Origin of the sequence: Campylobacter sp. BCW_4338, assembly GCF_001763255.1 — a bacterium.
Classification (GTDB): domain Bacteria; phylum Campylobacterota; class Campylobacteria; order Campylobacterales; family Campylobacteraceae; genus Campylobacter_D; species Campylobacter_D jejuni.
Genome location: NZ_MJYJ01000061.1, coordinates 241,257 through 266,908 on the forward strand (window position 1 = coordinate 241,257; position 25,652 = coordinate 266,908).

Consider the following 25,652-nt stretch of genomic DNA (forward strand, 5'->3'; position numbering starts at 1 on the left):
GCTTATTTTTCTAAAATATTTTTTCCTTTAATTATATGCATTTTAATCTTTCCAAAAAGTTTATCCTCAGAATAAAGAGAACTTTTTGGAGCAAAAATTTCTTCATTCTCATCGAAAAGAACTAGATTAGCTTCTTTGCCAACTTCTATAACTCCACTATTTAAACCTAAAAATTCACTAGGGTTTTTACTTGTAAATTGACAAAGCTCTTGCCAATTTAAAAATCCTTCTTTGATTAAAAAAGTATAGCAAAGACTTATAAATTCGCATACGCTATGGATTCCAAAGGCCGCTTCATCAAAAGCTAAATCTTTTAAAGAAATTGATTTTGCACTATGCAAGGAAGTCAAAAAGCTAATCTTTCCTTCTTTTAAAGCCTCTCCTAAAGCCAAAACATCTTCTTTGCTTCTTAAAGGTGGCATAAGTTTCGCAGCCGTATTAAAATCTTCACAAGCACTATCATCTTTGATAAGATGATGAATGCTTACAAGTTTTAAATCCTTTTCATCTAATAATACTAAAGAATCTCTCAAACTTAAAAGATCAAAAACAACCTTATTTTTATAAAATTTAGCCAATTCTTTCATTTTAGCTATCTGGCTAGTTTCAGCAATTTTACTCATGCCTATAAGCCCTAGCTCAAAACTCATTTCACAATCATTCATCACTCCATTATCATCAAAATCCTTATCATAACAACGCACAAAAATTGGAGAGTCTTTCATAAAAGCATATTGCGAGCTTACTTTTAAAGTATTTGCATCCAAAGAACTATCAAGCTCTAAAGCACAAGCACCTTTATTTAAGAGAGTGGCTAAATTTTTAAGCTTTCCGTTTGCATCCTTAACCCGCACACTTGAAAAAATTTGCATCTTTCTTTGAGCTAAATTTTGTAAAAATAAAGCAAAACTTTCTTCATCAAAATCCATGCAATCACGCAAAACTATACTAGAAATTCCTCCTTTTAGACACTCATTTTCTAAAAGCTCTAAATTAGCTAAAGAAAATTTATCGTTTTTTAAACTCACACACAAATCCACAAAAGATGGAAGTAAAGTCATACCTTTAGCATCTAAAATTTCTTCACCTTGTAAATTAGAACCAATATTGGTAATTTTTCCTTCTTTAATCTCTATATCTTGTAAAGAATTTCCATAAATTTTTGCATTTTTAATTATCATGATTTTTCCTTAATCATTTTGCTTTAGTAAATTCTGCGTTGCTTCTTGCACACTTTTACCCTTAAAAATTGCCACTACTTCATTTACAATAGGTGTATAAATTCCTTTCATTTTTGCTAATCTTTCTATAGCATAAGCAGTTTTTACACCTTCTGCTACTTCATTAAGTTCAGCTAAAATACTATCTAATTTTTGATTTTGCGCCAGTTTTAAACCCACTCTATAATTTCTTGATAAAACACTAGTTGCAGTTAAAAACAAATCCCCTGCTCCACTTAACCCTAAAAAAGTTTCTTCTTTAGCGCCAAAAAATTTACCAAAACGATGCATTTCTATAAGCCCTCTTGAAATCAGTGCTGCTCTTGCATTATTACCAAGTTTTAACCCATCACTAATCCCACTTGCAATCGCTAAAACATTCTTATAAGCACCACAAATTTCAGCACCACGAACATCATTATCAATATAAGTTTTAATAAAATCAGGGAAAAAACTTGCAAATTTTTTACAAAGCTCTTGATTTATCCCACTAATCATCAAAGCAGTAGGAAGTTTTTGCATCACTTCAGCAGCAAAAGAAGGACCGCTTAAAACACAAAAATTTTCTTTTGGTACAAAATCTAAAAAAATTTCATCTAAAAATTGACAACTTTGATCTTCTATGCCTTTTGAAGCAATTAAAATTTTTTGCTCCTTGTTGATGAAATTTTCTTTAAGCCAAGCACGCATCCCTTGAGAACTTAAAGCAAAAACAAGATATTCACATTCTAAAGCTTCTTTTATGCTAACAAAATCTTCTAAATCACGCTGATGCAAAGAACTGATAAAACAATTGTGATTTTCTTTTAAGGCTAAATGTAAAGCACTGCCCCATTTTCCCGCACCAATAACCGCTATACGCATCAACCAAGCTTTGTTTTTAAAATTTCATTTACTTTTGCAGGATTAAAAGCTCCTTTGCCTTCTTTCATTGTTTGACCCACAAAAAATCCAAAAAGCTTGTCTTTACCACTTTTATACTCTGCAACCTTATCGGCATTTGCATTTAAGATTTGTTCAATCACTGCTTCTATGGCTGAATCATCACTTACTTGTTTAAGTCCTAGCTTTTCTATAGCTTCATCAATTTCCACGCTAGTATTTTCAAATACAAAAGCTAAGACATCTTTAGCCGCTTTTGCACTGATAGTGCCATCTTCTATGCGTTTAATTAAAACTCCAAGCTTTTGAGCATCTACAGGAGAATTTTCTATAGTCAATTCTCCTTTTAAAAGTCCCATAAGTTCAGTATTTAACCAATTTACACAAAGCTTAGGATTTAAATTTTGAGAAATAAGACTTTCAAAAAAACGACTCATTTCTAAAGAACTGATTAAAACCTCAGCATCACTTTCTTTTATACCAAGCTCGTCTATAAAGCGTGCTTTCTTCTCATCAGGAAGTTCAGGAATTTTAATATCCAAAAACTCATCTTTTAATAAAACAGGCAATAAATCAGGATCTGGAAAATAGCGATATTCTGCCGCTTCTTCTTTACCACGCATACTTCTTGTAATTAAATTCGTTGTATCAAAAAGTCTGGTTTCTTGAACTACTTCTTGTTCGTAAGTTCCATCTTCCCAAGCCTCACTTTGTCTTTTTACCTCATATTCTATAGCTTTTTGGATAAAACGAAAAGAATTAAGATTTTTAATCTCTACCCTAGTATAAAGTTTTGTATCGCCCTTAGGCCTTATACTAACATTTGCATCGCATCTAAAACTTCCTTCTTGCATATTTGCATCTGAAATATCTAAAAAGCGTATAATAGAATGAAGTTTTTTAAGATAAGCCACCGCCTCATCGCTACTTCTAAGCTCAGGCTCACTGACAATCTCAAGCAAAGGAGTTCCTGCACGATTTAAATCCACTTTAGAAAAATTATTTTCATGGATATTTTTACCTGCATCTTCTTCTAAGTGTGCTCTTGTAATACCTATGCGTTTATTTTCACCCTTTACATTGATAAAAAGCTCACCCTTTTCTACTATAGGGATATCAAATTGTGAAATTTGATAGGCTTTAGGTAAATCTGGATAAAAATAATTCTTACGATTAAAAACACTTTTTTTATTAATTGTTGCATTGACAGCTTTTCCAAAAGCTATAGCTTTTTTTACAGCCTCTTCATTTAAAACAGGCAAAGCTCCTGGTAAGGCCAAACAAGTGGGACAAACATTGGTATTTGGAGCTTCTCCAAAAGAAGTTGCACATGAGCAAAAGATTTTTGTTTTAGTATTTAACTGAGTATGAACTTCAAGACCTATAACTACTTCAAACATAAAATTTCCTTGAATTTTTAAATGTTTTATTTTATCTTTTTTTCTTTTAGAAAGGCTTTAAATATTAACTTTAAATGCTATAATTCTTAGACAATTTATATTTAAGGAGTTAAAATGCCATTATTAGACAGCTTTAAAGTTGACCATACTAAAATGCCAGCTCCTGCTGTGCGTTTAGCTAAAGTTATGAAAACACCTAAGGGTGATGATATTAGCGTGTTTGATTTGCGTTTTTGCATACCAAATAAAGACATTATGAGCGAAAAAGGTACTCATACCTTAGAACATTTATTTGCAGGATTTATGAGAGATCATCTTAATTCAAATTCAGTTGAAATTATTGATATTTCACCTATGGGTTGTCGCACGGGTTTTTATATGAGTTTAATTGGAACACCAGATGAAAAAAGTGTTGCAAAAGCTTGGGAAGAAGCTATGAAAGATGTTTTAAGCGTAAGCGATCAAAGCAAAATTCCTGAACTTAATATCTATCAATGCGGAACTTGCGCAATGCATTCTTTAGATGAAGCCAAACAAATTGCCCAAAAGGTTTTAAATCTAGGTATTAGCATAATGAATAACAAAGAATTAAAACTCGAGAATGCTTAAAAAGAATCTTTATTTTTTAAACGATTAAGCTTTAATTAATATATTTTTATATATGATTTTGAAATTTTATTATTTTAAAAGGAGAAAAAATGAAACTGATGTGCGAGATGTGTAGTATCTAGTGCGTCCTTTGGCTTAACATTATGTTTCCAAAGGTCCAAAAAGTGGATAAGGAGATATAATGTGTAAGAAAGTCAAAAAAGTTTATTTTTTCAAAATACTCATTTAAAATCTTAACTTACAAAAATTTCTCTAATAAAATTTAATTCAAAATATCTTCTTATCCTTAATTTTAATTTAAGGAGCAAAAATGAATTTACCTATACTTGATTTACAAGCTTATGAAAAAGATAAAAGCACTTTTCTTAAAAATTTAAGAGAAATTGCTTCTAAAATAGGTTTTTTTTATCTTATCAATACCAGTATAGATAAAAATTTAAACGAGAAATTATTCAAACTTGGCAAAGAATTTTTTAATCTTTCTAGAAGTTCGAAAGAGCTTATTTCTATGGTACATTCTCCTCAATTTAGAGGTTATACTAGCGAAGGTTTTGAATACACAGCAGGAACTAAGGATTATAGAGAACAACTGGATATAGGCACAGAAAGAGATGCTTTAAACTGGAATTTAAACTCACCCTTATGGCAAAGACTAGAAGGTCCTAATCTTTGGCCTAGTGAAATTCCAGAACTTAAAAAAACTTTCTTAACTTGGCACAAACAAACCAAAAAAGCTTGTTTAAAGCTTTTAAAAACCTTTGCTCAAGCTCTTGATCTACCTAGCAATGCTTTTGATAAACTTTATGGAGAAAATTCTTACGAACATTGTAAAATCATACATTATCCAAAAAGCTCAAAAAATATCACTCAAGGCGTAGGTTCACATAAAGATGGTGGGCTTATCACTTTTGTTTTTCAAGAAAAACAAAGTGGACTTGAAGCTTTTATAGATGGTAAATGGCTTAGTATACCCCCACTTGAAAATAGCGTTGTAGTTAATATAGGAGAATTTTTAGAACTAGCTACCAATGGCTATTTAAAAGCTACTATTCACCGCGTGAATTTAAGCCCAAAAGAACGCTTTAGCATAGCTTATTTTCTTGGAGTGCAACTTGATAAGGATATACCTATTTTTAAGTTAAATCCAGAGCTTGCCAAAGAAAGCAAAGGTGTGGATACTGATCCTAAAAATCCACTTTTAAGAAATGTTGCAAGTAATTATTTTAAAAGAATGATACGCTCTCATCCTGATGTAGCAAGTATTTATCATAGTGATTTGATAGAAAAATTTAGTTTTGCATAAAGGAGAAAAAATGACTTTATTTACTAAAGCTTTTTGCGTCGCTACTCTTTTTACCGGTTTTGCATGGGCAAATGAAGAACTTAAAGTTGGCTCTTCTATAACACCTCATGCAGATATTTTAAGATTTATAAAATCAGCACTTCAAAAACAAGGTTATGATTTAAAAATTTATGAATTTAATGATGGGGTAATCCCTAATGTAATGGTTGAAAATGGTGAGTTAGATGCTAATTATTTTCAGCATGAACCTTATTTAAAAGAATTCAATCAAAGGCAAGGCACCCATCTTGTAAAAGTTGCCAGTATCCATATAGAACCTATGGCAGTGTATTCAAAAAAATATAAAGAATTTAACCCAGAGGAAGGACAAAGCATTTCTATACCCAATAATCCTACAAATGAAAACCGTGCTTTACGCATTGTAGCAAGCAAAGGACTTATAGAAGTTAAGGATAATGAGCTCATCACTCCTTTAGATATCACTAAAAATCCTAAGAAGCTTAAATTTGTAGAGTTAAAAGACGCTCAACTTACAAGGAGTTTAAATGATGTAGATTATTCTCTTATTAATAGCAATTTTGCTATTTTAGCAGGTTTAAACCCTGTAAAAGATGGGCTTTATACAGAAAGTAAATATAGTGAATATGGCAATATCATCGCCGTTAAAGAAGGTAATGAAAACCTTCCTAAAATCAAAGCCCTAGTAAAGGCCTTGCAAAGCGATGAAGTTAAAAAATTTATAGAAGAAAAATATCAGGGTGCTTTAATCCCTACATTTTAAGGAGAACAAATATGAAAAATTCAATCATTTCTTACCCAAGAATAGGTGCAAATAGAGAATTAAAATTTGCTATTGAAAAATACTTTAAAAACCAAAGTTCAAAAGAGGAGCTTTTAAAAAGTGCTAAGGATTTAAGGATTAGACACTGGCAAGAAATTCAAAAAGCTGGCATTGATTTTATCCCTAGTAATGATTTTTCACTTTATGATAATGTCTTAGATGCAGCTGTGCTTTTTAATATTGTTCATACAAAGTATAAAAATTTAAATTTAGATGCTTTAGATGAATACTTTGCTCAAAGTCGAGGTTATCAAGGAGAAAATGGAGATGTTACAGCCTTAGCAATGAAAAAATGGTTCAATACAAATTATCATTATTTGGTGCCTGAGTGCGATAATGCTGATATTATAGCTTTAACAGGGGATAAAATTTTTAAAGAATATCTCGAAGCTAAAGAGCTTGGCATAGAAAGCAAGCCTGTTTTAATAGGCATTTTCACACTTTTTAAACTCATTGCCTTTAAAGATGAAAAAACTCAAAAACTCGCTAAAGAAAAGCTTTTAAACGCTTACATAGAGCTTTTTGATAAACTAAATGAACTTAAAGTGACATGGCTTGAACTTGATGAGCCTTATTTGGTTTATGATTTAAGCAAGGAAGATATCGCTTTGTTTGAAGAATTTTACCAAGAACTTTTAAATCACAAAAAAGATCTTAAAATTTTACTTCAAAGCTATTTTGGAGACTTAAGAGATATTTATCCTAAACTTTTAGAAAGCAAATTTGATGCTTTGGGTCTTGATTTTATCGAAGGTAAACAAAGCTTAGCCTTGGTTCAAAAATACGGCTTTGCTAAAGATAAAATCCTTTTTGCAGGTCTTATTAACGGCAAAAATATCTATGCTAATGATTATGCTAAAAGTCTAAAGCTTGTTAAAGAGCTTCAAAAATATACACAAAATATCGTCTTAAACACCTCTTGTTCGCTTTTGCATGTGCCTTATAGCACTGAATTTGAAAGCAAATTAGATTCAAACTATCTTAAACTTTTTGCCTTTGCTAAAGAAAAACTTCAAGAACTTAAAGATTTAAAAGAAATCTTAAATTCTAGCGAAGAAAATCCGCTCTTTAGAGCCAATCAAGAGCTTTTTAAAAATATCCCGGAGCGTTTAGATGAAAAAGTCAAAGCAAGGCTTAAGGCTTTAAAAAAAGAAGATTTTACCAGAACGCCTAGTTTTAAAGAACGCGCCTTAATCCAAAAAGAATTTTTAAAACTCCCTCTTTTACCAACCACAACCATAGGTTCCTTTCCTCAAAGTGCCGATGTAAGATCTAATCGCCTTGCCTTTAAGCAAGAAAAAATTTCAGCTCAAAACTACACTGAATTTAACCAACAAAAAATCAAAGAATGCATACAAATTCAAGAAGAAATAGGACTTGATGTTTTAGTGCATGGAGAATTTGAAAGAAATGATATGGTGGAGTATTTTGGAGAGAATCTAAAGGGCTTTTTATTTACTCAAAATGGTTGGGTGCAAAGCTATGGCACAAGGTGCGTTAAACCTCCTGTGATTTGGGGTGATGTATCACGCACAAAGCCTATCACCTTAGCTTGGTCTAAATTTGCACAAAGTTTAAGTCAAAAAATCGTAAAAGGTATGCTAACTGGACCTGTAACCATACTTAATTGGTCCTTTCCAAGAGAAGACATTAGTCTAAAAGAAAGCACTGAGCAAATTGCCTTAGCTATAAGAGATGAAGTATTAGATCTTGAAAATGCAGGTATAAAAATCATACAAATTGATGAAGCGGCTTTGCGTGAAAAACTGCCTTTAAGAAAAAGTGATTGGCATAGTGAGTATTTAAATTGGGCTATTCCTGCTTTTAATCTTGTGCATAGCGGGGTAAAAGCTAAAACTCAAATTCACACTCATATGTGTTATAGTGAATTTAGTGATATCTTAAAAGAAATTGACGCTATGGATGCTGATGTGATTTCTTTTGAAGCTTCAAGATCAAACTTAAGTCTTTTAGATACTCTAAAAGCTGTTCATTTTAAAACTGAAGTAGGGCCAGGAGTTTATGATATACATAGCCCTAGAGTTCCAAGCGTAGAAGAACTAAGTTTAACTATAGAAAAAATTTTAAACAAATTACCTAAAGAACAAATTTGGATCAATCCAGACTGTGGGCTTAAAACAAGAGCCTATGAAGAAGTCATAGGCTCTCTTAAAAATTTAGTTACGGCTACGCAAAAAATACGAAAACAATTATAAGGAGTTTTTATGTGCAATTTTTCTTTTGAAGTTTTTCCACCAAGAAAGGATGAAAATATCAAAAATCTTCATGCTATCTTAGATGATTTAGGGCAATTAAGCCCTAATTTTATCAGCGTAACCTTTGGCGCAGCAGGCTCTATTAACTCACAAAATACTTTAGAAGTTGCAAGCTTAATCCAGGAAGAATATCAAATTCCTAGCATAGTACATTTACCTTGCATCCATTCTAGTAAAGAAAAAATCACTCAGATACTTCAAAAATGCAAAGAAAAAAATCTTAATCAAATTCTTGCCCTAAGAGGCGATATATGTGAAAATTTAGAAAAAAGCAAAGATTTTTCTTATGCTAGTGATTTAATTTCTTTTATAAAAAAACAAGAATACTTTGAAATTTATGCCGCATGCTATCCTGAAAAACATAATGAATCTAAAAATTTCATCGAGGATATACACCATCTTAAAACTAAGGTAAATGCAGGAACAGATAAGCTCATTACTCAACTTTTTTACGATAATGAAGATTTTTATACTTTTAAACAAAATTGTGCTTTAGCAGGTATTGACATACCTATTTACGCAGGTATTATGCCTATTACTAACAAAAGACAGGTTTTAAAAATTTCTCAACTTTGCGGAGCTAAAATCCCTCCTAAATTTGTTAAAATTTTAGAAAAATATGAAAATAATGCTTTGGCTTTAGAAGATGCAGGTATCGCGTATGCTTGCGATCAAATTGTCGATTTAATCACAAGTGGTGTAGATGGAATTCATCTTTATACTATGAATAAATCCAAAGCGGCTATTAAAATTTATGAAGCTGTAAAGCATTTGCTTAAAGAAGAGCTTCATGCTTAGAAAATAAACTATTTTTTGCTTTTATCTTAACTTATCTTCATTTTTTAGCTTATGGTTTTCTATAAGTAAAACAAAAATTAAAGATAAAAGCAAACCTGGTATAATACCCAAGCAAAGATAGAAAAAAGAATTATATTTAAAAAAGAAGAAAAGTGCACCAAAAAGCATTAAAGCTAAAGATGCACCTTTAAAAAATTCTAAAATATAGATCAATGACCTTCCTCAACAACAGTTGCACCCGCTAAATATACATAAGTTAAAATCATAAAAATAAAAGCTTGTAAAAATGCCATAAAAGTTAAAAGCACATAAGCAGGAAGCGGAGCTATATAAGGAACTAAAGCTAAAATTACCATCAAAAATAAATCGTCACCTTTAATATTTCCAAACAAACGGAAGGACAAAGAAACCACACGAGAAAGATGAGAGACTATCTCTATAGGAAACATCAAAGGAGCTAAAAGTTTAATAGGTCCCATGAAATGAGCAAAATACTTTACAAAACCTTGTGCCCTAATACCCTCAAAATGATAATATACAAAAACTATAATAGCCAAGGACAAAGTCAAATTTAAACTTGCAGTTGGAGAGTGAAAACCAGGTATTATGCCTATAATATTACTAAAAAACACTATAATCCCCAAAGTTGCAACCAAAGGAAGATATTTTCTTGCACCTTTTTCACTTCCCATGGTATCTCTACCCATAGATAAAACTCCCTCTAAAAAAGCCTCACCTAAATTTTGCATACCGCGGGGAACAAGTTGCATAGAACGAGTAGCCATCATAGCCACTATAACAGCAATTAAAGCTACCAAACCTATGTGAAAAAAATAAGAAAAAGTATGACTTGCATCAAGCAAAGAGCTAAATAAAAATAAATCTTTCATGGTTTCCTCAAAAATTTTATTCTAAACTCGGAATTTTAGCAAAATCTTACTTATATTTTAATGAAAATTTACATCCATTCTAAAACTTGTGAAAGTTCTTTAGCAACAAAACACTTAAGCCCTATATCTTCCAAAGGCTTAGAAGGAACAATAGCATTTTTAAATTTTTGCATTTTAGCTTCTTTTAAACGCGTATCAAGGCTAAAAACCTCTCTAATTTCTCCATTTAAACTAAGTTCTCCTATAAAAATACTATCTTTACTCAAAGGGCGATTTTTAAAACTTGAAATAATAGCTGCAACCACAGCTAAATCCGCAGCAGTTTCACTTACTTTTACTCCGCCGCTAATATTTACAAATACATCATAATGCCCTAAAGGAATTTCAAGTTTTCTTTCAAGCAAAGCCAAAAGCATATCTAAGCGATTTTTTTCATACCCTGTAGCGCTGCGTTTTGGATAAGAACTTTCACACACTAAAGCTTGAACTTCTAAAACCAAAGCACGAGATCCTTCCATCACAACACCTAAAGCACTTCCTGAAATAGCCTTTCCACGAGTAAAAAAACGATTTGCCAAATCTTTTGCACTGATCAAACCCTTAGTAGTCATCTCAAAAATACCTACTTCATTCGTTCCACCAAAACGATTTTTAAAGCCTCTTAAAAGTCTAATTTCTTTAGTGGCATCTCCTTCAAAATAAAGCACCACATCCACCATATGTTCAAGAACCCTAGGTCCTGCTATAGCACCTTCTTTAGTAATGTGCCCTATGATAAAAGTACTGATATTATAAGCCTTGCTAACACGCATAAGTTCAAAAGTAATCTCACGCACCTGAGTGATGCTTCCTGCTGCTGAAGTGACTTTATTTGAATATAGAGTTTGTATAGAATCAATGATAAGAATACTATAATCCTTTTTGTGTAATTCTTCTAAAATATTTTCAAGGCAAAGTTCAGTAAGTAAAAATAAATTCGGAGTATTAGCCTCAAGGCGATCAGCTCTTAATTTAATCTGAGCTTTACTTTCTTCGCCACTGACATAAAGCACTTTTTTACCCTGTTTGGCTAAATTTGAAGCAATTTTTAACAAAAGCGTAGATTTTCCCACACCTGGACTTCCGCCTATAAGCACTAAAGAACCTTCAACAAGCCCTCCGCCTAAAACCAAATCAAGCTCATTATCATCTGTGCTGTATCTTGTAAAATGTTCTAATTCCACATCTTCAATACAAACAGCTTCACTTGTTTTCATACTAACTTGCGCAAGCTCTTTTAAAACTTTAATTTGCTCAGCTTTTAATTCTACAAAACTATCCCAAGCTCCACAATCAGGACATTTTCCAAGCCATTTGCTTTGTTGATTTCCACAAGCTTGGCATTCAAAAAGTACTTTATTTTTTGCCATTATTCAAAAATAGGATCTAATAAAGTATCTAAGTAAGCATTTGCATTAAATTCTTGTAAATCCGTCATTTGCTCACCCACGCCTACATAAAAAATAGGAAGCTCAAGCTCTCTTGCTATACTAAAAAGTGCACCCCCTTTAGCTGTCCCATCAAGCTTTGTGATAATCACACCATCAAGTTTTACAAGCTCATTAAAAGCTTTAGCTTGTAAAATTCCAGCATTTCCCTGTGTTCCATCTAAAACTAAAATTTTTCTATGGGGTGCACCTTCTAAAGCTTTGTTTGAAATTCTCACAATTTTTTCAAGCTCATGGGCTAAATTTTTTTGATTTTGCAAACGCCCTGCTGTATCGATAATAACTCTATCAAAATCTTTTGCTTTTGCTTTAGAAATGGTATCAAAAGCAACCGCTGAAGGATCATGCCCTTGTGCAGTTAAAACTATATCTACATCCACTTTTTGCGCCCAAAGTTTTAATTGTTCAATCGCACCTGCTCTAAAAGTATCACACGCTCCTAAAATCACTTTTTGATTTTGGTTTTTATATAAATAAGCAAGTTTGGCAATACTTGTTGTTTTTCCTGCTCCATTTACTCCTAAAATAAGCTCTACAAAAGGTTTTTCTTGATTGGTTTCTTTTTTTTCATAAAGAAAATAAGAACCCATAACACGCTTTAAATCTTCTTTTTTTACTTCATTTTGAGGTGGTAAATAATAAATTATCTCTTCAACTATTTCATAACTTACATCTGCTTCAAGCAAAATTTCTTCAAGCAAATCTTTGGTTATCTTTTTATTCTCTCCTTTAATCCCAACAATATTTTCAAGAGTTTTTGCAAGTCCTTTTTTAAAAAAATTAAACATTAAAGTATAGCCTTTTGTATATCAATTTCTAGCATTTCTTCAGGAATAAGCCCTAAATACTGATTAATCAATTTAGAATGCTTGTTGTAAAGAAACATGGTAGGAATTCCATTTACCCCACCTAAAGCTTTAGCTAAAAGATAGTTATTTTCACCATTAGCGACTTTATAAGATATTTTATGCTGTTCTATAAATTTTTGAATCTCATCGTTAGATTTATCTTCTAATAAAACCCCAACTATATTAAAATCATTATTATACTTTTCTTGTAATTTATTAAGATGAGGGATTTCAGCAATGCAAGGGGTACACCAAGTGGTAAAAAATACAAACAAAGTTGCCTTATCTTCATCGTTGAAATTTAAAACGGCATTTTCTTTTTTAATTGAAATTGATCCTCCATCAATCAAATTAAGTTTAAAATTCATATCATCACTTTGATTTATACTTGCCTCGGTGCTTAAATTTACATCATTTTGCTGCTTTTCTTTATCATTGCTACAAGCAACAAACAAACAAGATATTGCCACTAGTAAAAGTATTTTTTTAATTTTCATTATTTATCAATCCTTTATTCTTCTTTATAAAAATGCTAAAATTATAACATACATAAGATAATATTTTTTTAAAGGCATATTAATGGAAAAAACAGATTTTAGGGCATTGCAAAAAATACGCCTTTTCAAACATTCAAAACTAAATTTCAAACAAGATTATAAAATATTTAAAGAATGTCTTAAAATAATAAAACTATTTAAAGCTAAAAATATTTTAATTTTTATTCCTTTGCATTATGAACCAAACTTAATAAAATTTCGCCATATTCTTAATAAAAATTACAAACTTTTTGTTCCATTTATGCAAGATAAAAGTTTAAAAATTGTAAAATTAAGATTGCCTTTTATTAAAAAAAGGTTTGGGGTTTTAGAGCCTATAGATTCTTTTTTTAAAGCAAAAATTGATTTAGCTATTGTGCCTGTAATTGGCGTCGATAAAAATTTAAAAAGAATAGGACATGGGCAAGGTTTTTATGATAGATTTTTTGAAAATTTAAATTACAAACCTCATATAATATTTGTCCAAAGTATAGATGCTTTAAGTCAAAATAATCTAACACAAAAGCATGATATTTCAGGAAAATTATACATAAACCCTTATAAAAAATATTACAAGAAAGAAAGAAAAAATGATAGAATCACTTATCGCACTTATAGCCGCTATAGTCGGACTCGGTATAGGATATTTAGTTGCAAAAAAAATCAATGATGCCAAATATGAAATTTTCGTAGAACAAGCCAAAGCTAAAGCCAAAGCTATAGAATACGAAGCGGAGCTTATTTTAAAAGATGCAAAAAATTCAATTCTTAATGCAGAATTAGAAGTTAAAAAAAAATACGAAGAAAAAACTCACAAAATTCAAAAAGATTTTAATCAAAAATTTGATGATCTTTCTAAAAAAGAACAAAAACTTCAGCAAGAAGAAGAAAAACTAAAAGAAGATAAAGAATACCTTTGCAAGTCACAAAGACACATTCAAAACTTACAATCTGATGTTGATAAATTAAAAAATAAATATCAAGAAAAACTTGACGATGTTTTAAAAATTTTAGAACATTCGACAGGACTTACACAAAATGAAGCCAAAGAAATCATTCTTAAAAAAGTAGAAGAAAATTCTCGCGAGCAAATTGCACATATAGTAAGAAAATATGAAGAAGAAGCAAAAAATGAAGCTAAAAGAAAAGCTAATTTCATCATTGCTCAAGCTACTTCTCGTTTTGCAGGTGAATTTGCAGCTGAAAGACTTATCAATGTTATTAACATTAAAAACGATGAACTTAAAGGACGTATCATTGGTAAAGAAGGGCGCAATGTTAAAACCTTGGAAATGGTTTTAGGTGTTGATATTATCATCGATGATACACCAGGTGCTATTATAGTAAGTTGTTTTAATCTTTATCGCCGTGCTATTGCTACAAAAGTTATAGAACTTTTAGTTGAAGATGGCAGAATTCAACCCGCGCGCATAGAAGAAATTCACGAAAAAGTGTGTAAAGAATTTGATAGTGCCATTCTAGAAGAAGGCGAAACCATAGTTATGGATCTAGGTTTAAATAAAATACACCCTGAAATTGTAAAACTCATAGGAAAACTCAAATACCGAGCAAGCTATGGACAAAACGCTTTAGCACATTCTTTGGAAGTGGCTCACCTTGCAGGAATCATTGCTGCTGAGTGTGGTGGAGATGAGAATTTAGCACGTCGTGCGGGAATTTTACATGATATAGGAAAAGCATTAACCCATGATTTTGAAGGATCTCATGTGGATTTAGGTGCAGAACTTTGCAAACGCTACAAAGAGCATCCTGTAGTAATCAATGCTATTTACGCACATCATGGACACGAAGAAGCTACAAGCATAGAATCAGCAGCTGTTTGTGCAGCAGATACTTTAAGTGCTGCACGACCTGGAGCTAGAAGAGAAGTGTTAGAAGCTTTCTTAAAAAGAGTCAGTGAGCTAGAAGATATCGCTAAAAGTAAAGAAGGAATTAAAAATGCCTATGCAATCAATGCCGGAAGAGAAATTCGCGTCATAGCCAATGCTCAGCTTGTTAATGATGATGAAAGTGTACTTTTAGCTAAGGAAATAGCAGCTGAAATTCAAGAAAAAATGCAATATCCTGGTGAAATTAAAGTCAATGTTATACGTGAACTTAGAGCTGTAGAATACGCTAAATAAGGTTTATTATGCAAGATATGATTGATACTTTAATAAAATATGGTTATATTGTTTTATTCTTTTACTCTTTAGGGGGCGGGATGGTTGGAATTTTAGCTGCAGGAGTTTTAAGTTCTCAAGGAAAAATGGATCTTAGTTTTTGCATTGCTCTTGCTTTTATTGCTAATACCATAGGTTCAACTTTGCTTTTTATACTTGGAAAATATTACAAAAAAGACATTATGCCTTATTTTAAAAAACACCGACGCAAGATAGCCCTTGCTATGATAAAAACAAAACAACATGGAATTATTTTACTTGTAACTCAAAAATTTATTTATGGTTTAAAAACTTTCATTCCCATAGCTGCAGGTATGGCAAAATATAATTTTATTAAATTTTTTATTATCAATACTCTAGCTAGTTTGGCATGGGCTATTGTTCTAGGTTTTGCTGCTTATACTTTTGGGTATGTTATTGAAGCAATTTTTGATAAACTGAGTTTATATCCTTATGCTGCTCCTTTATTTTTATTATTTTTAGCCGGAATAATTTGGCTTTATTTAAGTAAATTTTCTAAAAAATAATGTCTCTATGGAATTCTTTTTCTTACTCTTTTAAAGAATTTCATTATTTATTTTTCTCTGTTGTTGTTATTTTTATTTTTAATATCCTTTTAGAATATAATAATTTTTTAAACTTTAAAAACCAAAAACATTACCTTATAGACAACGCTCTATTAACGCACCAATATATAAAATATAATAAAAAAAATAAAAAATACTGGGTTTTAAAGTTACAAACTGAAAACTTCACTTTTTATACTACAAGTTTTAAGGATTTAAATTTAAGCAAGAATCAATTTTTAAGCCTTAGAATTATCACCCATAATATTAACTTTAAAGACTATCTGAGTAAAAGTTTTTACGCACCTTCTTATGATTTTGAAAAATTAAAAGAAAAAGAATACAATCCCATTATATCTTACTTCTTAAATCAACATACAAATGAAAAGATTAAAGAATTTTATGGTGCTTTATTTTTTGCACTGCCCATATCTTTAGAGCTTAGAAACGATGTAAATTACTACGGTATAGCACACCTTATAGCAATTAGCGGTTATCACATAGGCTTACTTTTTAGTTTAATTTTCTTTATTTTAGCTCCAATTTATAGTTTTTTCCAAAAAAGATATTTTCCTTATAGAAATTTACGTTTAGATTTAAGTATTTTAATTTTTGCACTACTTTTAGCTTATGCTTGTTTAATAGGATTTGTCCCTTCTTTTGTGCGCTCCTTGATTATGGCTTTTTGGGTTTTTTATCTATTGTGTAAAAATATAAAAATTATTAATTTCGTTACGCTTTTTTGTAGTATTTTATTGTGCATTTCTCTTTACCCTAGACTTTTATTTAGTATTGGATTTTTATTTTCTATTTTAGGTGTTTTTTATATTTTTTTATATATGCATCATTTTGCAAATAAATTTAATAATCTTATAAATATTATTTTGCTTAATATTTGGACTTTTTTTGCTATGGTTTTACCTGTGCTTTATTTTTTTCCACTTATAAGCTACCAACAAATTTTAGGTATTATTTTGAGTGGAATTTTTGTAATATTTTATCCTTTAGTATTATTTTTGCATCTTATAAACTATGGAGATTTGCTCAATTTTATCTTAGATGAATTTTTTAAATTTAAAATTTATGGAACTAATATCCATATCCCATTTTGGATTTTTATAAGTTATCTTATTGCTTCTTTAATCTCTGTGCGATTTAAATATCTAGCTTTTCTTTGTATTTTTGCGAATTTTATTCCCTTCATTATGATTGTGATTTAGAAAATAATAGAGTTTAAGCCCAAAAAGATAAATAATCCAAGAAATATAAATCCAAATAAAAAAGAATAAAATAGTAGAAAAAGATCCATAAACGCTAGCGTATGTTTTATTATATACCACGTAATATACAAATAAATTTTTTCCTATATACCAAATAGTACCCGCTCCAAAAGATACTAAAGCTAAACTTTTAAGAGTTCCCTTATGAACAGAACTTGAATAAGATATAAAAAATAAACCCCAAATAATTACAAAGGGTAAAATTTCAAAAAAATTAAACCCTATTTTATAATCATCTAAAGTTTGTTGGATAAAACCTGAAATATAAAAACTAAGCCCAAGCCCCAAAGGAACAAGAGTTAAAAGAGTCCAATAAGAACTAATACTTTGCCAAAGTCCTTTAGGTTCATTTTTAGTAATGCGATTGATTACAAAATCATAGCCTGAAAAAAAAGCTAAAGAAGTAAATGCCATAGCAATAAGACCTACAATACCCAAATTTACACTATTTTTTAAAAAAGTATCGATGTAGGTAGCAACAACATCTTGTTGCGTTGGTATTAAAAAAGCAAAAATTACTTGCTTTGCTTTTTCATAATAAGCTTTAAAACTGGAAATTTGCGTAAAAACAGAAAAACATACAAATAAAATAGGTATTAAAGATAATACAGTATAAAAACTAAGCGCTGCTGCATAATTTAAAATTTCCTTATCACGCAAATTTAGTAAAATAGTAAAAAAATTTTTCACCTTCTAAAGTCCCATTTTAAAAGGATTTAGTATATTATTTGGATCAAAAGCTTTTTTAATATTTCTCATTAAATTCATTTCGGCTTCAGAAAAAGCTAAATTCATAAAAGGTGCCTTAGAGAGTCCGATACCATGCTCTCCGCTTAAAGTTCCTCCAAGTTTCACTGTTAATTTAAAAATCTCTTCCACAGCTTCATAGCCTTTTTTCACCTGCTCTTTATCATTTTTATCAGGAACCATAACATTAGTATGCACATTTCCATCCCCTGTATGTCCAAAACAAGGAATTTTAAAACCATATTTTTTAGAAATCTCATCTATACCTTCAAGCAAAGTAGGTAGTTTAGAACGCGGAACTGTAATATCTTCATTAAGTTTTAAAGTTCCATACATGGCAATGCTTTGAGAACAATTTCTTCTAGCAAACCAAATATCTGCGGTTTCTTGTTCATCTTTTGCTATTTTAAATTTGCTAGCGCCAGCTTCTAAAAAATAATATTCTAAATTTCTTAAATCCTCATCAATAGCCTCTTTAACATTACCATCCACATCAGCAATCAAAATAGCTCCAGCTTCTATAGGCAAACCTTTATTAAATTTGCTCTCAACCGCTCTAATGCTAAGATTGTCTAAAAATTCCATAGATACAGGACTTACACCGCTAGCAAGACTTTTGTAAACCGCATTCATAGCACTTTTTACACTTGGAAAAATAGCAAAAGCAGTTTTTTTAAATTTAGGCAAAGGTATTAATTTTAAAGTAAGCTCACTTAAAACTGCCAAAGAACCTTCACTAGCGATTAAAATTCCTGCCAAATTATAACCTGCTACATCTTTAATAGTGCGTTTCCCTGCACGAATGATTTCTCCGCTAGGCAAAACAGCCCTTAAAGCCATCACATAATCTTTTGTAATGCCATATTTTGCAGCTCTCATTCCCCCAGCATTTTCGCTTACATTACCCCCTAAGCTTGAATACTCCATGCTAGCAGGGTCAGGTGGGTAAAAAAGTCCATATTTAGCCACTTCTTTTTGTAAATGTATATTAATAACCCCAGGTTGCACAACAGCCACTAAATTTTCAAGATCAATTTCTAAAATTTTATTCATATGCTTTTCAAAAGCAAGCACCACACCGCCATTAACAGCTAAAGCTCCTCCTGTAAAACCAGATCCTGAGCCTCGTGGTATGACTATGATATTATTTTCATTGCAAAATTTTAAAATTTGAGCAATATCTTCTTCATTTCTTGGAAAAAGAACCCCATCAGGTAAATAATGTTTTTTTGTCGCATCATAGCTATAAGCTCTTTTGTGAATTTCATCAAAATAAGCGTTTTCTTCTCCTAAAAATCGTTTAAAATATTGTTCAAATTCTTTTTTCATGTTTATTGCACCTTAGGAAGATTAATCAAAGCATCATAATACCTATAATAATTTCCTATTTCTTGAGAGTTAAAATCAAAAAAATTACTTTTATATCCACCTATACGAGAATAAAAAGGAACCTGAACGCTAGTTGGCTTGCTTATAGGCACTTCATAAAGCTTATTAAAATCTTGACAATCTACAACTTCTGCTTGATTTTCCAAAGCCACAACCAAAATGCCAACCGCATTATCATCACAAAATTGCCTAAAATCTGAACGCTTAGGAGAAAGAGTGGCCGTTCTAATTAATTGTGCTCCAAAAATGTCAATATGGGTAAAATATATCTGCGGAAATTCTCTAACAAGTTCATTATAAGTTTGTTCATCAGGAGCAATTACCAATCCTCTATCATAAAGAAAATTTAAAACAACCTCATCACCTACTTCAGGCAAAACATTTGGCAAAGGCAAAGCATCTTGCTTAAGAGCTGAAAAAACACTAAATTCTAATTTCGCTAAACCATCTTTTTTATCTATGACACTTGCCCTAGCTATGATACTTTGCGAATTTTTAAAGCGCTGTATTACCACACCACTTGAATAAAGCTTTATATCATCACTGTCTTTAATATAACCATAAATATCATCAACTTTTACAAGTTCACTTTTTATAGGTTTTAAATCAAATCCAACCGCAAAGAGGCTAAGGTTTAAAGCTAAAAAACACACTATAGTTTTAAACAAATTTGCTCCTTAAATAAAAATTTATAGAATTATAATCCTTTTTTGTTAAGCAATTGTAAGAAAAATAAAGTAAAATATAGCTTTTAAATTTCAAAATTCTTTTAAAAATTAAGGTTATCTCATGAAAAAATTATTACTTTTATTTATTTTTGTTGTTCAAAGTTTTGCAGCTTTAAGTGTTGAAGAGCTAACTTGGGATAATGGAGATACCTTGCTTAAATTCTTACAAAGAAATTCCATACCTATGTCGCTTTATTATGGACTTGATAGAGAAGATCAAGAACTTGCTTCTGATATAGCCTATAAAATAAAATATCAAGTTTTAAAAGATGAAAACAACAACATAGAACAAGTTTTAATTCCAATTAGTGATGATTTACAAATTCATATCTATAAAGATAAAGATGGACAATACACTCTTGCTTTTACTCCTGTATCTTATCAAAAAGAAGATAGAATTTTACATTTAACCATTAAAAGCTCTGCTTATCAAGATGTCTATGAAGAAAGCGGTAGCAGTACTTTAGCTCGTGCTATGGTTCGTGCTTTTCGAGGAAGTATAAATTTTCGCAATATCCAAAAAGGTGATGAAGTAACCCTATATTATGAACAAAAAAGACGCATGGGTAAACTTTGGGGTGATATAAATATAAAAATGGCAATGGTAGAAATCAATAAAAGCGCTAGAGAAGTCTTTTCTTATAATGATATATTCTATGATCGCGATGGCAAAGAATTAGAATCTTTTTTACTTACAAAACCTGTGAACTACACTAGAATTTCCTCTCCTTTTACAACAGCAAGATATCATCCTATATTAAAACGCTATCGCGCCCATCTTGGTATAGACTATGCTGCACCTACTGGAACTCCTGTAAAAAGTGCTGGCAAAGGAGTAGTAACCTTTATAGGCACAAAAGGTGGTTATGGAAATGTAATTCAAATCAAGCATGACTCAGGTTATATGACTTTATATGCTCATCTTAGTCGTTTTGCAAAAATTAAAAACGGACAAAAGGTAAATCAAGGACAAGTAATTGCATATGTTGGTTCAACAGGTATGAGCACAGGTCCTCATTTGCATTTTGGAGTATATTTAAATAATAAAGCCATAAATCCTGCATCTGTTGTAAAAATCGCCAAATCAGAACTTAGTGGAAAAGCGAAAGAGAATTTTAAACATATCATAGCTGGATACGAGCAGGTTGTTAAAGAAGCCCTAGCCTCGAATCAACCTAATCCTCCAAAAGAAGAAGATTTTGAAAACTATATAGAATTTTAATTACTCAACAACGCTTTATCTTTTGCATTGATTAAAGAATTTAGAAGAGTTGCAAGCTCTTCTTTTTCTTTTTCATTAATTTCACAAAAATCCGCATCAATCAATTGTTTCACCAAAGCTTCATTTAGCAAATCCCCATCGCCAAATTCTCTAGCTTTTTGAATGATTTTTAACACTCTTAAATCTTTTCTTTCGTACATTTTAATCCTTTAAATAAACCACACTCACAAAACGCTTAGTCGTTTTATCTCGACGATAAGAAAAAAAACTCTCATCATCAAAGCTACAAATTCCACAATCTTTAATATTTTCAATGCCTAAATTTTGCGCTTGAAATTTTACTAAAGCTTTTAAATCAAGTTTATCGTCTTGAACAAATTCTTTAAATTCTTTTTTAGCAAATTCTAAAATTTCTCCATCTATTTCATAATTTTTAGCACAAATTCCAGGCAGGATAAAAAGATGAAATTTATTTTTATCTAAATGTGAATTTTGCATAGCAATTTGATCAACGCATTCTTTTAGGATATTTTCAAAGCTTCCTTTTCTACCTGAATGCAAAGCTGCTATAATGCCACTTTCATGATATAAAATTAAAGGCAAACAATCCGCACTTAAAACACAAAGAGCAGTATTTTTTTCCTTACTTATAAGCCCATCACAACTGAGATTTTTTAAATTTTTATCATAAATAATAACTTTATGAGAGTGAATTTGATCCATAAAAACACATTTTTCAATGTCTTTAAAACCTAAATGAGAAAATAAATTCTCATTATGAATTTTAGCCCTAAAAACATTATAATCCTTATCAAAAGCACAAAAAATACCGACTTTATCATTTTCTAATAAAGATAAGAAATTCTTTCCACTTCTTCCCATGATAATCCTTTGTTTTTGCCTTGTAATTGTGCATAAATATAACGAGCAAGCAAATCACTTTCTATGTTGATTTTTCTACCTACTTGATAGTCTTTAAAAAGCGTTTCTTTAAAGGTAATAGGAATAATAGTAAGCCTAATACCATTTTTTAAAATTTCATTGATAGTAAGACTTACTCCATCAACACCTATACTTCCTTTTTCTGCCATAAATTTCATAGCTTCTTTAGGTAAAGATATATGAAAATCTACTCCATTTTCATCTTTTTGAATTTTTTCAAGTGTGCCAATAAAATCAATATGTCCTTGCATAAGATGTCCATCAATTCTATCACCGTATCTTAAAGCAGATTCTATATGAACTTTATCTTTTAAATTTTCTATAGCTATATGAGTGCGACTTTCACGAGAAAGCTCCACTTCAAAACCTCCCTTATAAAGTTTTGTCACACTCAAACAAGCTCCATTCACAGCTATACTATCGCCAAGATTTGGGCGATATTTTGCTTTTAAACTTAAAGTATTGTTTTGATAAGATTGAACTTTAGCAATTTCTCTTATGAGTCCATTAAACATTTTTTACCTTAAAAAATCTTATTTAATAATTTATTTACCGCTTTATCTACTTTATCGCCTGTACTTTTAGCACCATCACTCACACCACCACCTACTACATTTTTAATAGAATTTAACACACTTCCTGCATTTAAATTTACTTTAGGGTTTTCCGTAGTTCCTGTAATGCTTCCTTTAAAATTGGCTCTATCGAGTTTAATATCAAAAGGCAAATTTAAAGCCCCGCTTTTAGAATTTAAAGCTCCTGATTGTACTAAAATATAAGAACGATCTGCTTGCATATTAAGATCAAGTTTGATATTTTCTTTTTTAATCAAAGCTTTAGCATTAACAGTGCGATAAACATCATTTGTAATATCTTTTAGCGTTAAAATTTTTAAAGCATTGGTAATAAGATTTGGTTTTAATTTACCCTCTTTCATGTCCAAATTAACCTCGCCTTCTTCGCTTAAAAGATTGTAATTTGCCTTCACATCTGCCTTGCCTTGATAAACATCCATAAAGTCCAAACTTTGAGCTAGACTACTTAAATCCACTCCATTTAAATCAGCAAGCAAAAGGTTATTTTTAAGTGTGCTTTGAAGCTTCCCTTCAAATAAATTTGGACTATTTACAACAAAATTTAAACTCTTATCAAAACCTACCTTTCCATTAAATTCTGCCTTACCTTTAAGTTTTCTATCCAACAAAAAGCCTAGTTTTGAAAAATCATTTATCTTTAGACTAAAATCCGAATTTAAAAGCATTTTGCCTATATCAAAACTTCCTTGTAGTTTTGTAAGATCAGCTAAAGATGAATTTAAAACGGAATCAAATTGAGCGATATTGTTTTTAAAATTAATTTTGGTATTTAAATCATAACTTGTATTGTTTGGAAAATTTTTATTTAAAATTTTACTTAAAGTTGCAGCATTTAATATACCTTTAGCTTCTAAATTTGCTTTACCATTAAGGTTGTTAAAATCGATATTATCTAAATTAACTTTTGCATTAACAATCCCACTGGCATAATTTGGCATACCTGCTATAACAAAAAGTTTAGATAAATCAAGTTTATCAATGTTTAAATCAAGTTTTTTACCATTTGAATCAACCTTGATTACACCATCTGCCAAATTTGCATTTGCATTTAAATTTTGTATTTGAGTGCCTATAATATGAGCTTTTGCAGTAAGATCTGCCTTACCTTGTAATTTTTGTCCTGCTATAGCACTAAACTGAGACAAGTCATCAATAAAAGCATTTAAATCTGTATTTAACTCACTATTTTTTAAATTATAAGTTCCTTGAAGTTTTTTAATATTAAGCAAATTTGAAGCAAGTAAAGCATTGTAAGAAATATTGCTATTTTTTGCATTTGCTTTAGTATCAAGACTAAAAATTGTATTTGGAAGTTCTATTTTGGCTATTTTTTTAAGCTCATTGGTGTTAATCTTTGCATTGTTTATTTTTGCTTCAAGATCGAAATTAGAAAAATCTAAATCCGCATTTAGAAGTTTAGCATTTAAATTTCCAGAAACCAAAGCTCCATATCCTGCAAGAGCTAATAATTTTTCCAAACTTACTTCATTAATATCTGCAAAAATTTTATTATTTTTCAAACTTGCCTTTACCTCTCCACCAAGTCCGATAACTTGAGCATTTAAACTTGATAAGGCATTATTTACAACACTTGTTTGACCTATCACACCCAAACTACCATTTAGTCTAGTTTTTGTAAGTTTTTCAAGCTTTGCAAGAGAAGGAATACTTAAATTAAAATCAGTACTTAAAGCATTCTTGCTAATATCATAAAGAGTTTTTTGAGTTTGTAAGTTAAGATAATCATTGTAAATTTTACTTACAGCATAAATCTTATCTTCTTTAACATTGGCCAAAATTTCTGCTTTAGGATTAGAATTTAAAGGCAAGTCTAAAGAAAAATCTTTTTTTATCGCCTCATAGTTTATATAACTTGTATCAAGTTTTATGATAATATTTCCATCAGGTTTTAAATTCTGTGCTGAAATTTTTGCTTGAGCATTTAAAAAACCTTTAGCGTAACTAGGGTAAGATAAAAGATGAAGTATTTCTTCTACCTTAAGATTTTGCGCATCTAAATTTAAAGCAATAGGATTGTAATTATACATTCTTGCATTTAAAAGTACATTTGAACCTAATAAATAACCTTTTCCATCTAAAGTAAAATCACTTGCTTTACCTTGAATCTTACCGCCAAAAGAAAGGTTTTGATTTAAATTTAAACCTAAATTTTTAGCATAATTTTGATTTAAAGAAATAAGATAGTCAAAATCAAATCCAAGCTTAAAAGGACTCAAAGCTCCCTTGAGATTGAAATCTGCCATATTTGCGATATTTGCTTGCAGTTTAAGACTTGAAAAACGCAAATTAAAATGCGTAATATTTACGTCTAATCCCGCACTTTCTTTGATCTTTTTTTGCGCTATATTTACCACTATATTATTACCAAAACTTGTGAAAAGTATGGTATAAATAGCAATTAAAAGCACAACAACAAAAGCTATAACTCCATAAAAAATCTTTTTCATTTTTATCCTTTAGTTTATTTTATAAAATAACTTTAGTCTATAAAACTAAACTTTTATAAATATTTTAATTTAAAGTATTGACAAAATTCATTTTTTATAGTATGATTTTATCACTCTAAATAAAAGAGTGCTAAAATCAATATTTTTAAGGATGGACAAAAATGAATTTTCAACCTTTAGGAAAGCGTGTTCTAGTTAAACGCGTTGAAGAAACCAAAACAACAGCCTCAGGCATAATTATACCAGATAATGCTAAAGAAAAGCCTTTAATGGGTGAAGTAGTGGCAGTAAGTAAAGAAATCACTGATATTGCAAATGGTGATAAAATCGTGTTTGCTAAATACGGTGGAACAGAAATTAAACTTGATAATAATGAATATTTAGTTTTAAATTTAGATGATATCTTAGGAATTTTAAAATAATTTATAAAAAGGATAAAAA

The 25,652-nt window shown here is 30.4% G+C and carries 26 protein-coding genes; 11 read left to right on the forward strand and 15 right to left on the reverse strand.

The window, feature by feature from the left end:
* Window positions 1–2: 2 nt before the first annotated feature.
* The 3 genes from AJN69_RS07490 to gatB are packed head-to-tail and all read right to left on the reverse strand — an operon-like array spanning window position 3 to window position 3,502.
* The gene (locus tag AJN69_RS07490; RefSeq protein ID WP_002880573.1) at window positions 3–1,181 is read right to left on the reverse strand and encodes a metal-dependent hydrolase; all 1,179 of its coding nucleotides are present in this window, start codon (window positions 1,179–1,181) and stop codon (window positions 3–5) included.
* Window positions 1,182–1,190: 9 nt separating this feature from the next.
* Window positions 1,191–2,087, reverse strand: a complete 897-nt coding sequence (locus AJN69_RS07495) for an NAD(P)H-dependent glycerol-3-phosphate dehydrogenase (RefSeq protein WP_079264396.1) — start codon at window positions 2,085–2,087, stop codon at window positions 1,191–1,193.
* Window positions 2,084–3,502, reverse strand: a complete 1,419-nt coding sequence (gatB, locus tag AJN69_RS07500; protein WP_070288310.1) for an Asp-tRNA(Asn)/Glu-tRNA(Gln) amidotransferase subunit GatB — start codon at window positions 3,500–3,502, stop codon at window positions 2,084–2,086. Before gatB ends, AJN69_RS07495 begins: the two co-directional genes overlap by 4 nt.
* 114 nt (window positions 3,503–3,616) lie before the next feature.
* On the opposite strand from gatB, the gene luxS reads away from it, so the two are divergent.
* From luxS to metF, 5 genes are all read left to right on the forward strand, one after another.
* Window positions 3,617–4,111, forward strand: a complete 495-nt coding sequence (gene luxS / locus AJN69_RS07505; RefSeq protein ID WP_002860433.1) for an S-ribosylhomocysteine lyase — start codon at window positions 3,617–3,619, stop codon at window positions 4,109–4,111.
* A gap of 310 nt (window positions 4,112–4,421) precedes the next feature.
* The gene (locus AJN69_RS07510; RefSeq protein WP_002867376.1) at window positions 4,422–5,414 is read left to right on the forward strand and encodes an isopenicillin N synthase family oxygenase; all 993 of its coding nucleotides are present in this window, start codon (window positions 4,422–4,424) and stop codon (window positions 5,412–5,414) included.
* A 10-nt stretch (window positions 5,415–5,424) separates the two neighbouring features.
* On the forward strand, window positions 5,425–6,195 hold the full coding sequence (locus AJN69_RS07515; RefSeq protein WP_070288311.1) for a MetQ/NlpA family ABC transporter substrate-binding protein: 771 nt from the start codon (window positions 5,425–5,427) through the stop codon (window positions 6,193–6,195).
* 11 nt (window positions 6,196–6,206) lie between these two features.
* Window positions 6,207–8,471: a 5-methyltetrahydropteroyltriglutamate--homocysteine S-methyltransferase gene (gene metE / locus AJN69_RS07520; RefSeq protein WP_044277889.1), complete on the forward strand. Its 2,265-nt coding sequence runs from the start codon at window positions 6,207–6,209 to the stop codon at window positions 8,469–8,471.
* Between the two features lie 9 nt (window positions 8,472–8,480).
* Entirely contained in the window at window positions 8,481–9,329 is an 849-nt protein-coding gene (gene metF / locus AJN69_RS07525) for a methylenetetrahydrofolate reductase [NAD(P)H] (RefSeq protein WP_002914251.1), read from the forward strand.
* Between the two features lie 21 nt (window positions 9,330–9,350).
* Here the strand turns inward: metF and AJN69_RS07530 are convergent, their stop codons facing one another.
* The 5 genes from AJN69_RS07530 to AJN69_RS07550 form a co-directional block, all read right to left on the reverse strand.
* Window positions 9,351–9,542, reverse strand: coding sequence for a membrane protein (locus tag AJN69_RS07530; RefSeq protein ID WP_002914249.1), 192 nt, complete (start codon window positions 9,540–9,542; stop codon window positions 9,351–9,353).
* Window positions 9,539–10,219 (reverse strand): F0F1 ATP synthase subunit A, encoded by a 681-nt coding sequence (locus AJN69_RS07535; RefSeq protein ID WP_002852750.1) that lies wholly within the window; start codon window positions 10,217–10,219, stop codon window positions 9,539–9,541. The genes AJN69_RS07530 and AJN69_RS07535 overlap by 4 nt, the downstream gene beginning before the upstream one ends.
* A 68-nt stretch (window positions 10,220–10,287) precedes the next feature.
* Window positions 10,288–11,628: a DNA repair protein RadA gene (gene radA, locus AJN69_RS07540; RefSeq protein ID WP_070288313.1), complete on the reverse strand. Its 1,341-nt coding sequence runs from the start codon at window positions 11,626–11,628 to the stop codon at window positions 10,288–10,290.
* Entirely contained in the window at window positions 11,628–12,494 is an 867-nt protein-coding gene (gene ftsY / locus AJN69_RS07545) for a signal recognition particle-docking protein FtsY (protein WP_070288315.1), read from the reverse strand. Before ftsY ends, radA begins: the two co-directional genes overlap by 1 nt.
* On the reverse strand, window positions 12,494–13,051 hold the full coding sequence (locus tag AJN69_RS07550) for a TlpA disulfide reductase family protein (RefSeq protein ID WP_002852864.1): 558 nt from the start codon (window positions 13,049–13,051) through the stop codon (window positions 12,494–12,496). The genes ftsY and AJN69_RS07550 overlap by 1 nt, the downstream gene beginning before the upstream one ends.
* An 82-nt stretch (window positions 13,052–13,133) precedes the next feature.
* On the opposite strand from AJN69_RS07550, the gene AJN69_RS07555 reads away from it, so the two are divergent.
* The 4 genes from AJN69_RS07555 to AJN69_RS07570 are packed head-to-tail and all read left to right on the forward strand — an operon-like array spanning window position 13,134 to window position 17,059.
* The gene (locus tag AJN69_RS07555; protein ID WP_002860439.1) at window positions 13,134–13,760 is read left to right on the forward strand and encodes a 5-formyltetrahydrofolate cyclo-ligase; all 627 of its coding nucleotides are present in this window, start codon (window positions 13,134–13,136) and stop codon (window positions 13,758–13,760) included.
* A complete protein-coding gene (rny, locus tag AJN69_RS07560) occupies window positions 13,681–15,234 on the forward strand; it encodes a ribonuclease Y (RefSeq protein WP_002852704.1) in 1,554 nt (517 codons plus the stop codon). Before AJN69_RS07555 ends, rny begins: the two co-directional genes overlap by 80 nt.
* An 8-nt stretch (window positions 15,235–15,242) precedes the next feature.
* Window positions 15,243–15,800 (forward strand): DedA family protein, encoded by a 558-nt coding sequence (locus AJN69_RS07565; protein WP_002852823.1) that lies wholly within the window; start codon window positions 15,243–15,245, stop codon window positions 15,798–15,800.
* Window positions 15,800–17,059: a ComEC/Rec2 family competence protein gene (locus AJN69_RS07570; RefSeq protein ID WP_002873165.1), complete on the forward strand. Its 1,260-nt coding sequence runs from the start codon at window positions 15,800–15,802 to the stop codon at window positions 17,057–17,059. Before AJN69_RS07565 ends, AJN69_RS07570 begins: the two co-directional genes overlap by 1 nt.
* On the opposite strand, the gene AJN69_RS07575 is transcribed toward AJN69_RS07570, so the two are convergent.
* The 3 genes from AJN69_RS07575 to AJN69_RS07585 are packed head-to-tail and all read right to left on the reverse strand — an operon-like array spanning window position 17,003 to window position 19,923.
* Window positions 17,003–17,809, reverse strand: a complete 807-nt coding sequence (locus AJN69_RS07575; protein WP_002852725.1) for a YihY/virulence factor BrkB family protein — start codon at window positions 17,807–17,809, stop codon at window positions 17,003–17,005. The genes AJN69_RS07570 and AJN69_RS07575 overlap by 57 nt on opposite strands.
* Window positions 17,810–17,812: 3 nt before the next feature.
* Window positions 17,813–19,195 carry an FAD-linked oxidase C-terminal domain-containing protein gene (locus AJN69_RS07580; protein WP_070288317.1) on the reverse strand — a complete coding sequence of 461 codons (1,383 nt, stop codon included), beginning with the start codon at window positions 19,193–19,195 and terminating at the stop codon, window positions 17,813–17,815.
* A 2-nt stretch (window positions 19,196–19,197) separates the two neighbouring features.
* Complete coding sequence (locus AJN69_RS07585; protein WP_002880584.1) at window positions 19,198–19,923, reverse strand: plasminogen-binding N-terminal domain-containing protein; 726 nt, start codon at window positions 19,921–19,923, stop codon at window positions 19,198–19,200.
* 121 nt (window positions 19,924–20,044) lie between these two features.
* Between AJN69_RS07585 and AJN69_RS07590 the strand changes: the two genes are divergently transcribed.
* A complete protein-coding gene (locus AJN69_RS07590) occupies window positions 20,045–21,205 on the forward strand; it encodes a M23 family metallopeptidase (RefSeq protein WP_002852845.1) in 1,161 nt (386 codons plus the stop codon).
* Here AJN69_RS07590 and AJN69_RS07595 read toward each other — a convergent pair.
* Genes AJN69_RS07595 through AJN69_RS07610 form a run of 4 tightly spaced genes read right to left on the reverse strand, consistent with a single transcriptional unit; the run spans window position 21,202 to window position 25,211 of the window.
* Window positions 21,202–21,405 carry a hypothetical protein gene (locus tag AJN69_RS07595; RefSeq protein ID WP_002853612.1) on the reverse strand — a complete coding sequence of 68 codons (204 nt, stop codon included), beginning with the start codon at window positions 21,403–21,405 and terminating at the stop codon, window positions 21,202–21,204. The genes AJN69_RS07590 and AJN69_RS07595 overlap by 4 nt on opposite strands.
* A gap of 1 nt (window position 21,406) precedes the next feature.
* Window positions 21,407–22,087, reverse strand: coding sequence for a polyphenol oxidase family protein (locus AJN69_RS07600; protein ID WP_002880585.1), 681 nt, complete (start codon window positions 22,085–22,087; stop codon window positions 21,407–21,409).
* Complete coding sequence (locus tag AJN69_RS07605) at window positions 22,051–22,662, reverse strand: riboflavin synthase (protein ID WP_002880586.1); 612 nt, start codon at window positions 22,660–22,662, stop codon at window positions 22,051–22,053. Before AJN69_RS07605 ends, AJN69_RS07600 begins: the two co-directional genes overlap by 37 nt.
* An 8-nt stretch (window positions 22,663–22,670) precedes the next feature.
* Window positions 22,671–25,211 (reverse strand): hypothetical protein, encoded by a 2,541-nt coding sequence (locus tag AJN69_RS07610; protein ID WP_070288319.1) that lies wholly within the window; start codon window positions 25,209–25,211, stop codon window positions 22,671–22,673.
* A 161-nt stretch (window positions 25,212–25,372) separates the two neighbouring features.
* Here AJN69_RS07610 and groES point away from each other — a divergent pair, with 161 nt between their 5' ends.
* Window positions 25,373–25,633, forward strand: coding sequence for a co-chaperone GroES (groES, locus tag AJN69_RS07615; RefSeq protein ID WP_002825273.1), 261 nt, complete (start codon window positions 25,373–25,375; stop codon window positions 25,631–25,633).
* Window positions 25,634–25,652: the final 19 nt, after the last annotated feature.

Excerpts from the sequence above, each read along its gene's own strand:
- AJN69_RS07490 (WP_002880573.1), bottom strand. The coding sequence starts at position 1,181 with ATGATAATTAAAAATGCAAAAATTTATGGAAATTCTTTACAAGATATA.
- gatB (WP_070288310.1), bottom strand. The coding sequence starts at position 3,502 with ATGTTTGAAGTAGTTATAGGTCTTGAAGTTCATACTCAGTTAAATACT.
- luxS (WP_002860433.1), top strand. The coding sequence starts at position 3,617 with ATGCCATTATTAGACAGCTTTAAAGTTGACCATACTAAAATGCCAGCT.
- AJN69_RS07510 (WP_002867376.1), top strand. The coding sequence starts at position 4,422 with ATGAATTTACCTATACTTGATTTACAAGCTTATGAAAAAGATAAAAGC.
- AJN69_RS07515 (WP_070288311.1), top strand. The coding sequence starts at position 5,425 with ATGACTTTATTTACTAAAGCTTTTTGCGTCGCTACTCTTTTTACCGGT.
- metE (WP_044277889.1), top strand. The coding sequence starts at position 6,207 with ATGAAAAATTCAATCATTTCTTACCCAAGAATAGGTGCAAATAGAGAA.
- metF (WP_002914251.1), top strand. The coding sequence starts at position 8,481 with ATGTGCAATTTTTCTTTTGAAGTTTTTCCACCAAGAAAGGATGAAAAT.
- AJN69_RS07535 (WP_002852750.1), bottom strand. The coding sequence starts at position 10,219 with ATGAAAGATTTATTTTTATTTAGCTCTTTGCTTGATGCAAGTCATACT.
- radA (WP_070288313.1), bottom strand. The coding sequence starts at position 11,628 with ATGGCAAAAAATAAAGTACTTTTTGAATGCCAAGCTTGTGGAAATCAA.
- ftsY (WP_070288315.1), bottom strand. The coding sequence starts at position 12,494 with ATGTTTAATTTTTTTAAAAAAGGACTTGCAAAAACTCTTGAAAATATT.
- AJN69_RS07550 (WP_002852864.1), bottom strand. The coding sequence starts at position 13,051 with ATGAAAATTAAAAAAATACTTTTACTAGTGGCAATATCTTGTTTGTTT.
- AJN69_RS07555 (WP_002860439.1), top strand. The coding sequence starts at position 13,134 with ATGGAAAAAACAGATTTTAGGGCATTGCAAAAAATACGCCTTTTCAAA.
- rny (WP_002852704.1), top strand. The coding sequence starts at position 13,681 with ATGATAGAATCACTTATCGCACTTATAGCCGCTATAGTCGGACTCGGT.
- AJN69_RS07565 (WP_002852823.1), top strand. The coding sequence starts at position 15,243 with ATGCAAGATATGATTGATACTTTAATAAAATATGGTTATATTGTTTTA.
- AJN69_RS07570 (WP_002873165.1), top strand. The coding sequence starts at position 15,800 with ATGTCTCTATGGAATTCTTTTTCTTACTCTTTTAAAGAATTTCATTAT.
- AJN69_RS07580 (WP_070288317.1), bottom strand. The coding sequence starts at position 19,195 with ATGAAAAAAGAATTTGAACAATATTTTAAACGATTTTTAGGAGAAGAA.
- AJN69_RS07590 (WP_002852845.1), top strand. The coding sequence starts at position 20,045 with ATGAAAAAATTATTACTTTTATTTATTTTTGTTGTTCAAAGTTTTGCA.
- AJN69_RS07595 (WP_002853612.1), bottom strand. The coding sequence starts at position 21,405 with ATGTACGAAAGAAAAGATTTAAGAGTGTTAAAAATCATTCAAAAAGCT.
- AJN69_RS07600 (WP_002880585.1), bottom strand. The coding sequence starts at position 22,087 with ATGGGAAGAAGTGGAAAGAATTTCTTATCTTTATTAGAAAATGATAAA.
- AJN69_RS07605 (WP_002880586.1), bottom strand. The coding sequence starts at position 22,662 with ATGTTTAATGGACTCATAAGAGAAATTGCTAAAGTTCAATCTTATCAA.
- AJN69_RS07610 (WP_070288319.1), bottom strand. The coding sequence starts at position 25,211 with ATGAAAAAGATTTTTTATGGAGTTATAGCTTTTGTTGTTGTGCTTTTA.
- groES (WP_002825273.1), top strand. The coding sequence starts at position 25,373 with ATGAATTTTCAACCTTTAGGAAAGCGTGTTCTAGTTAAACGCGTTGAA.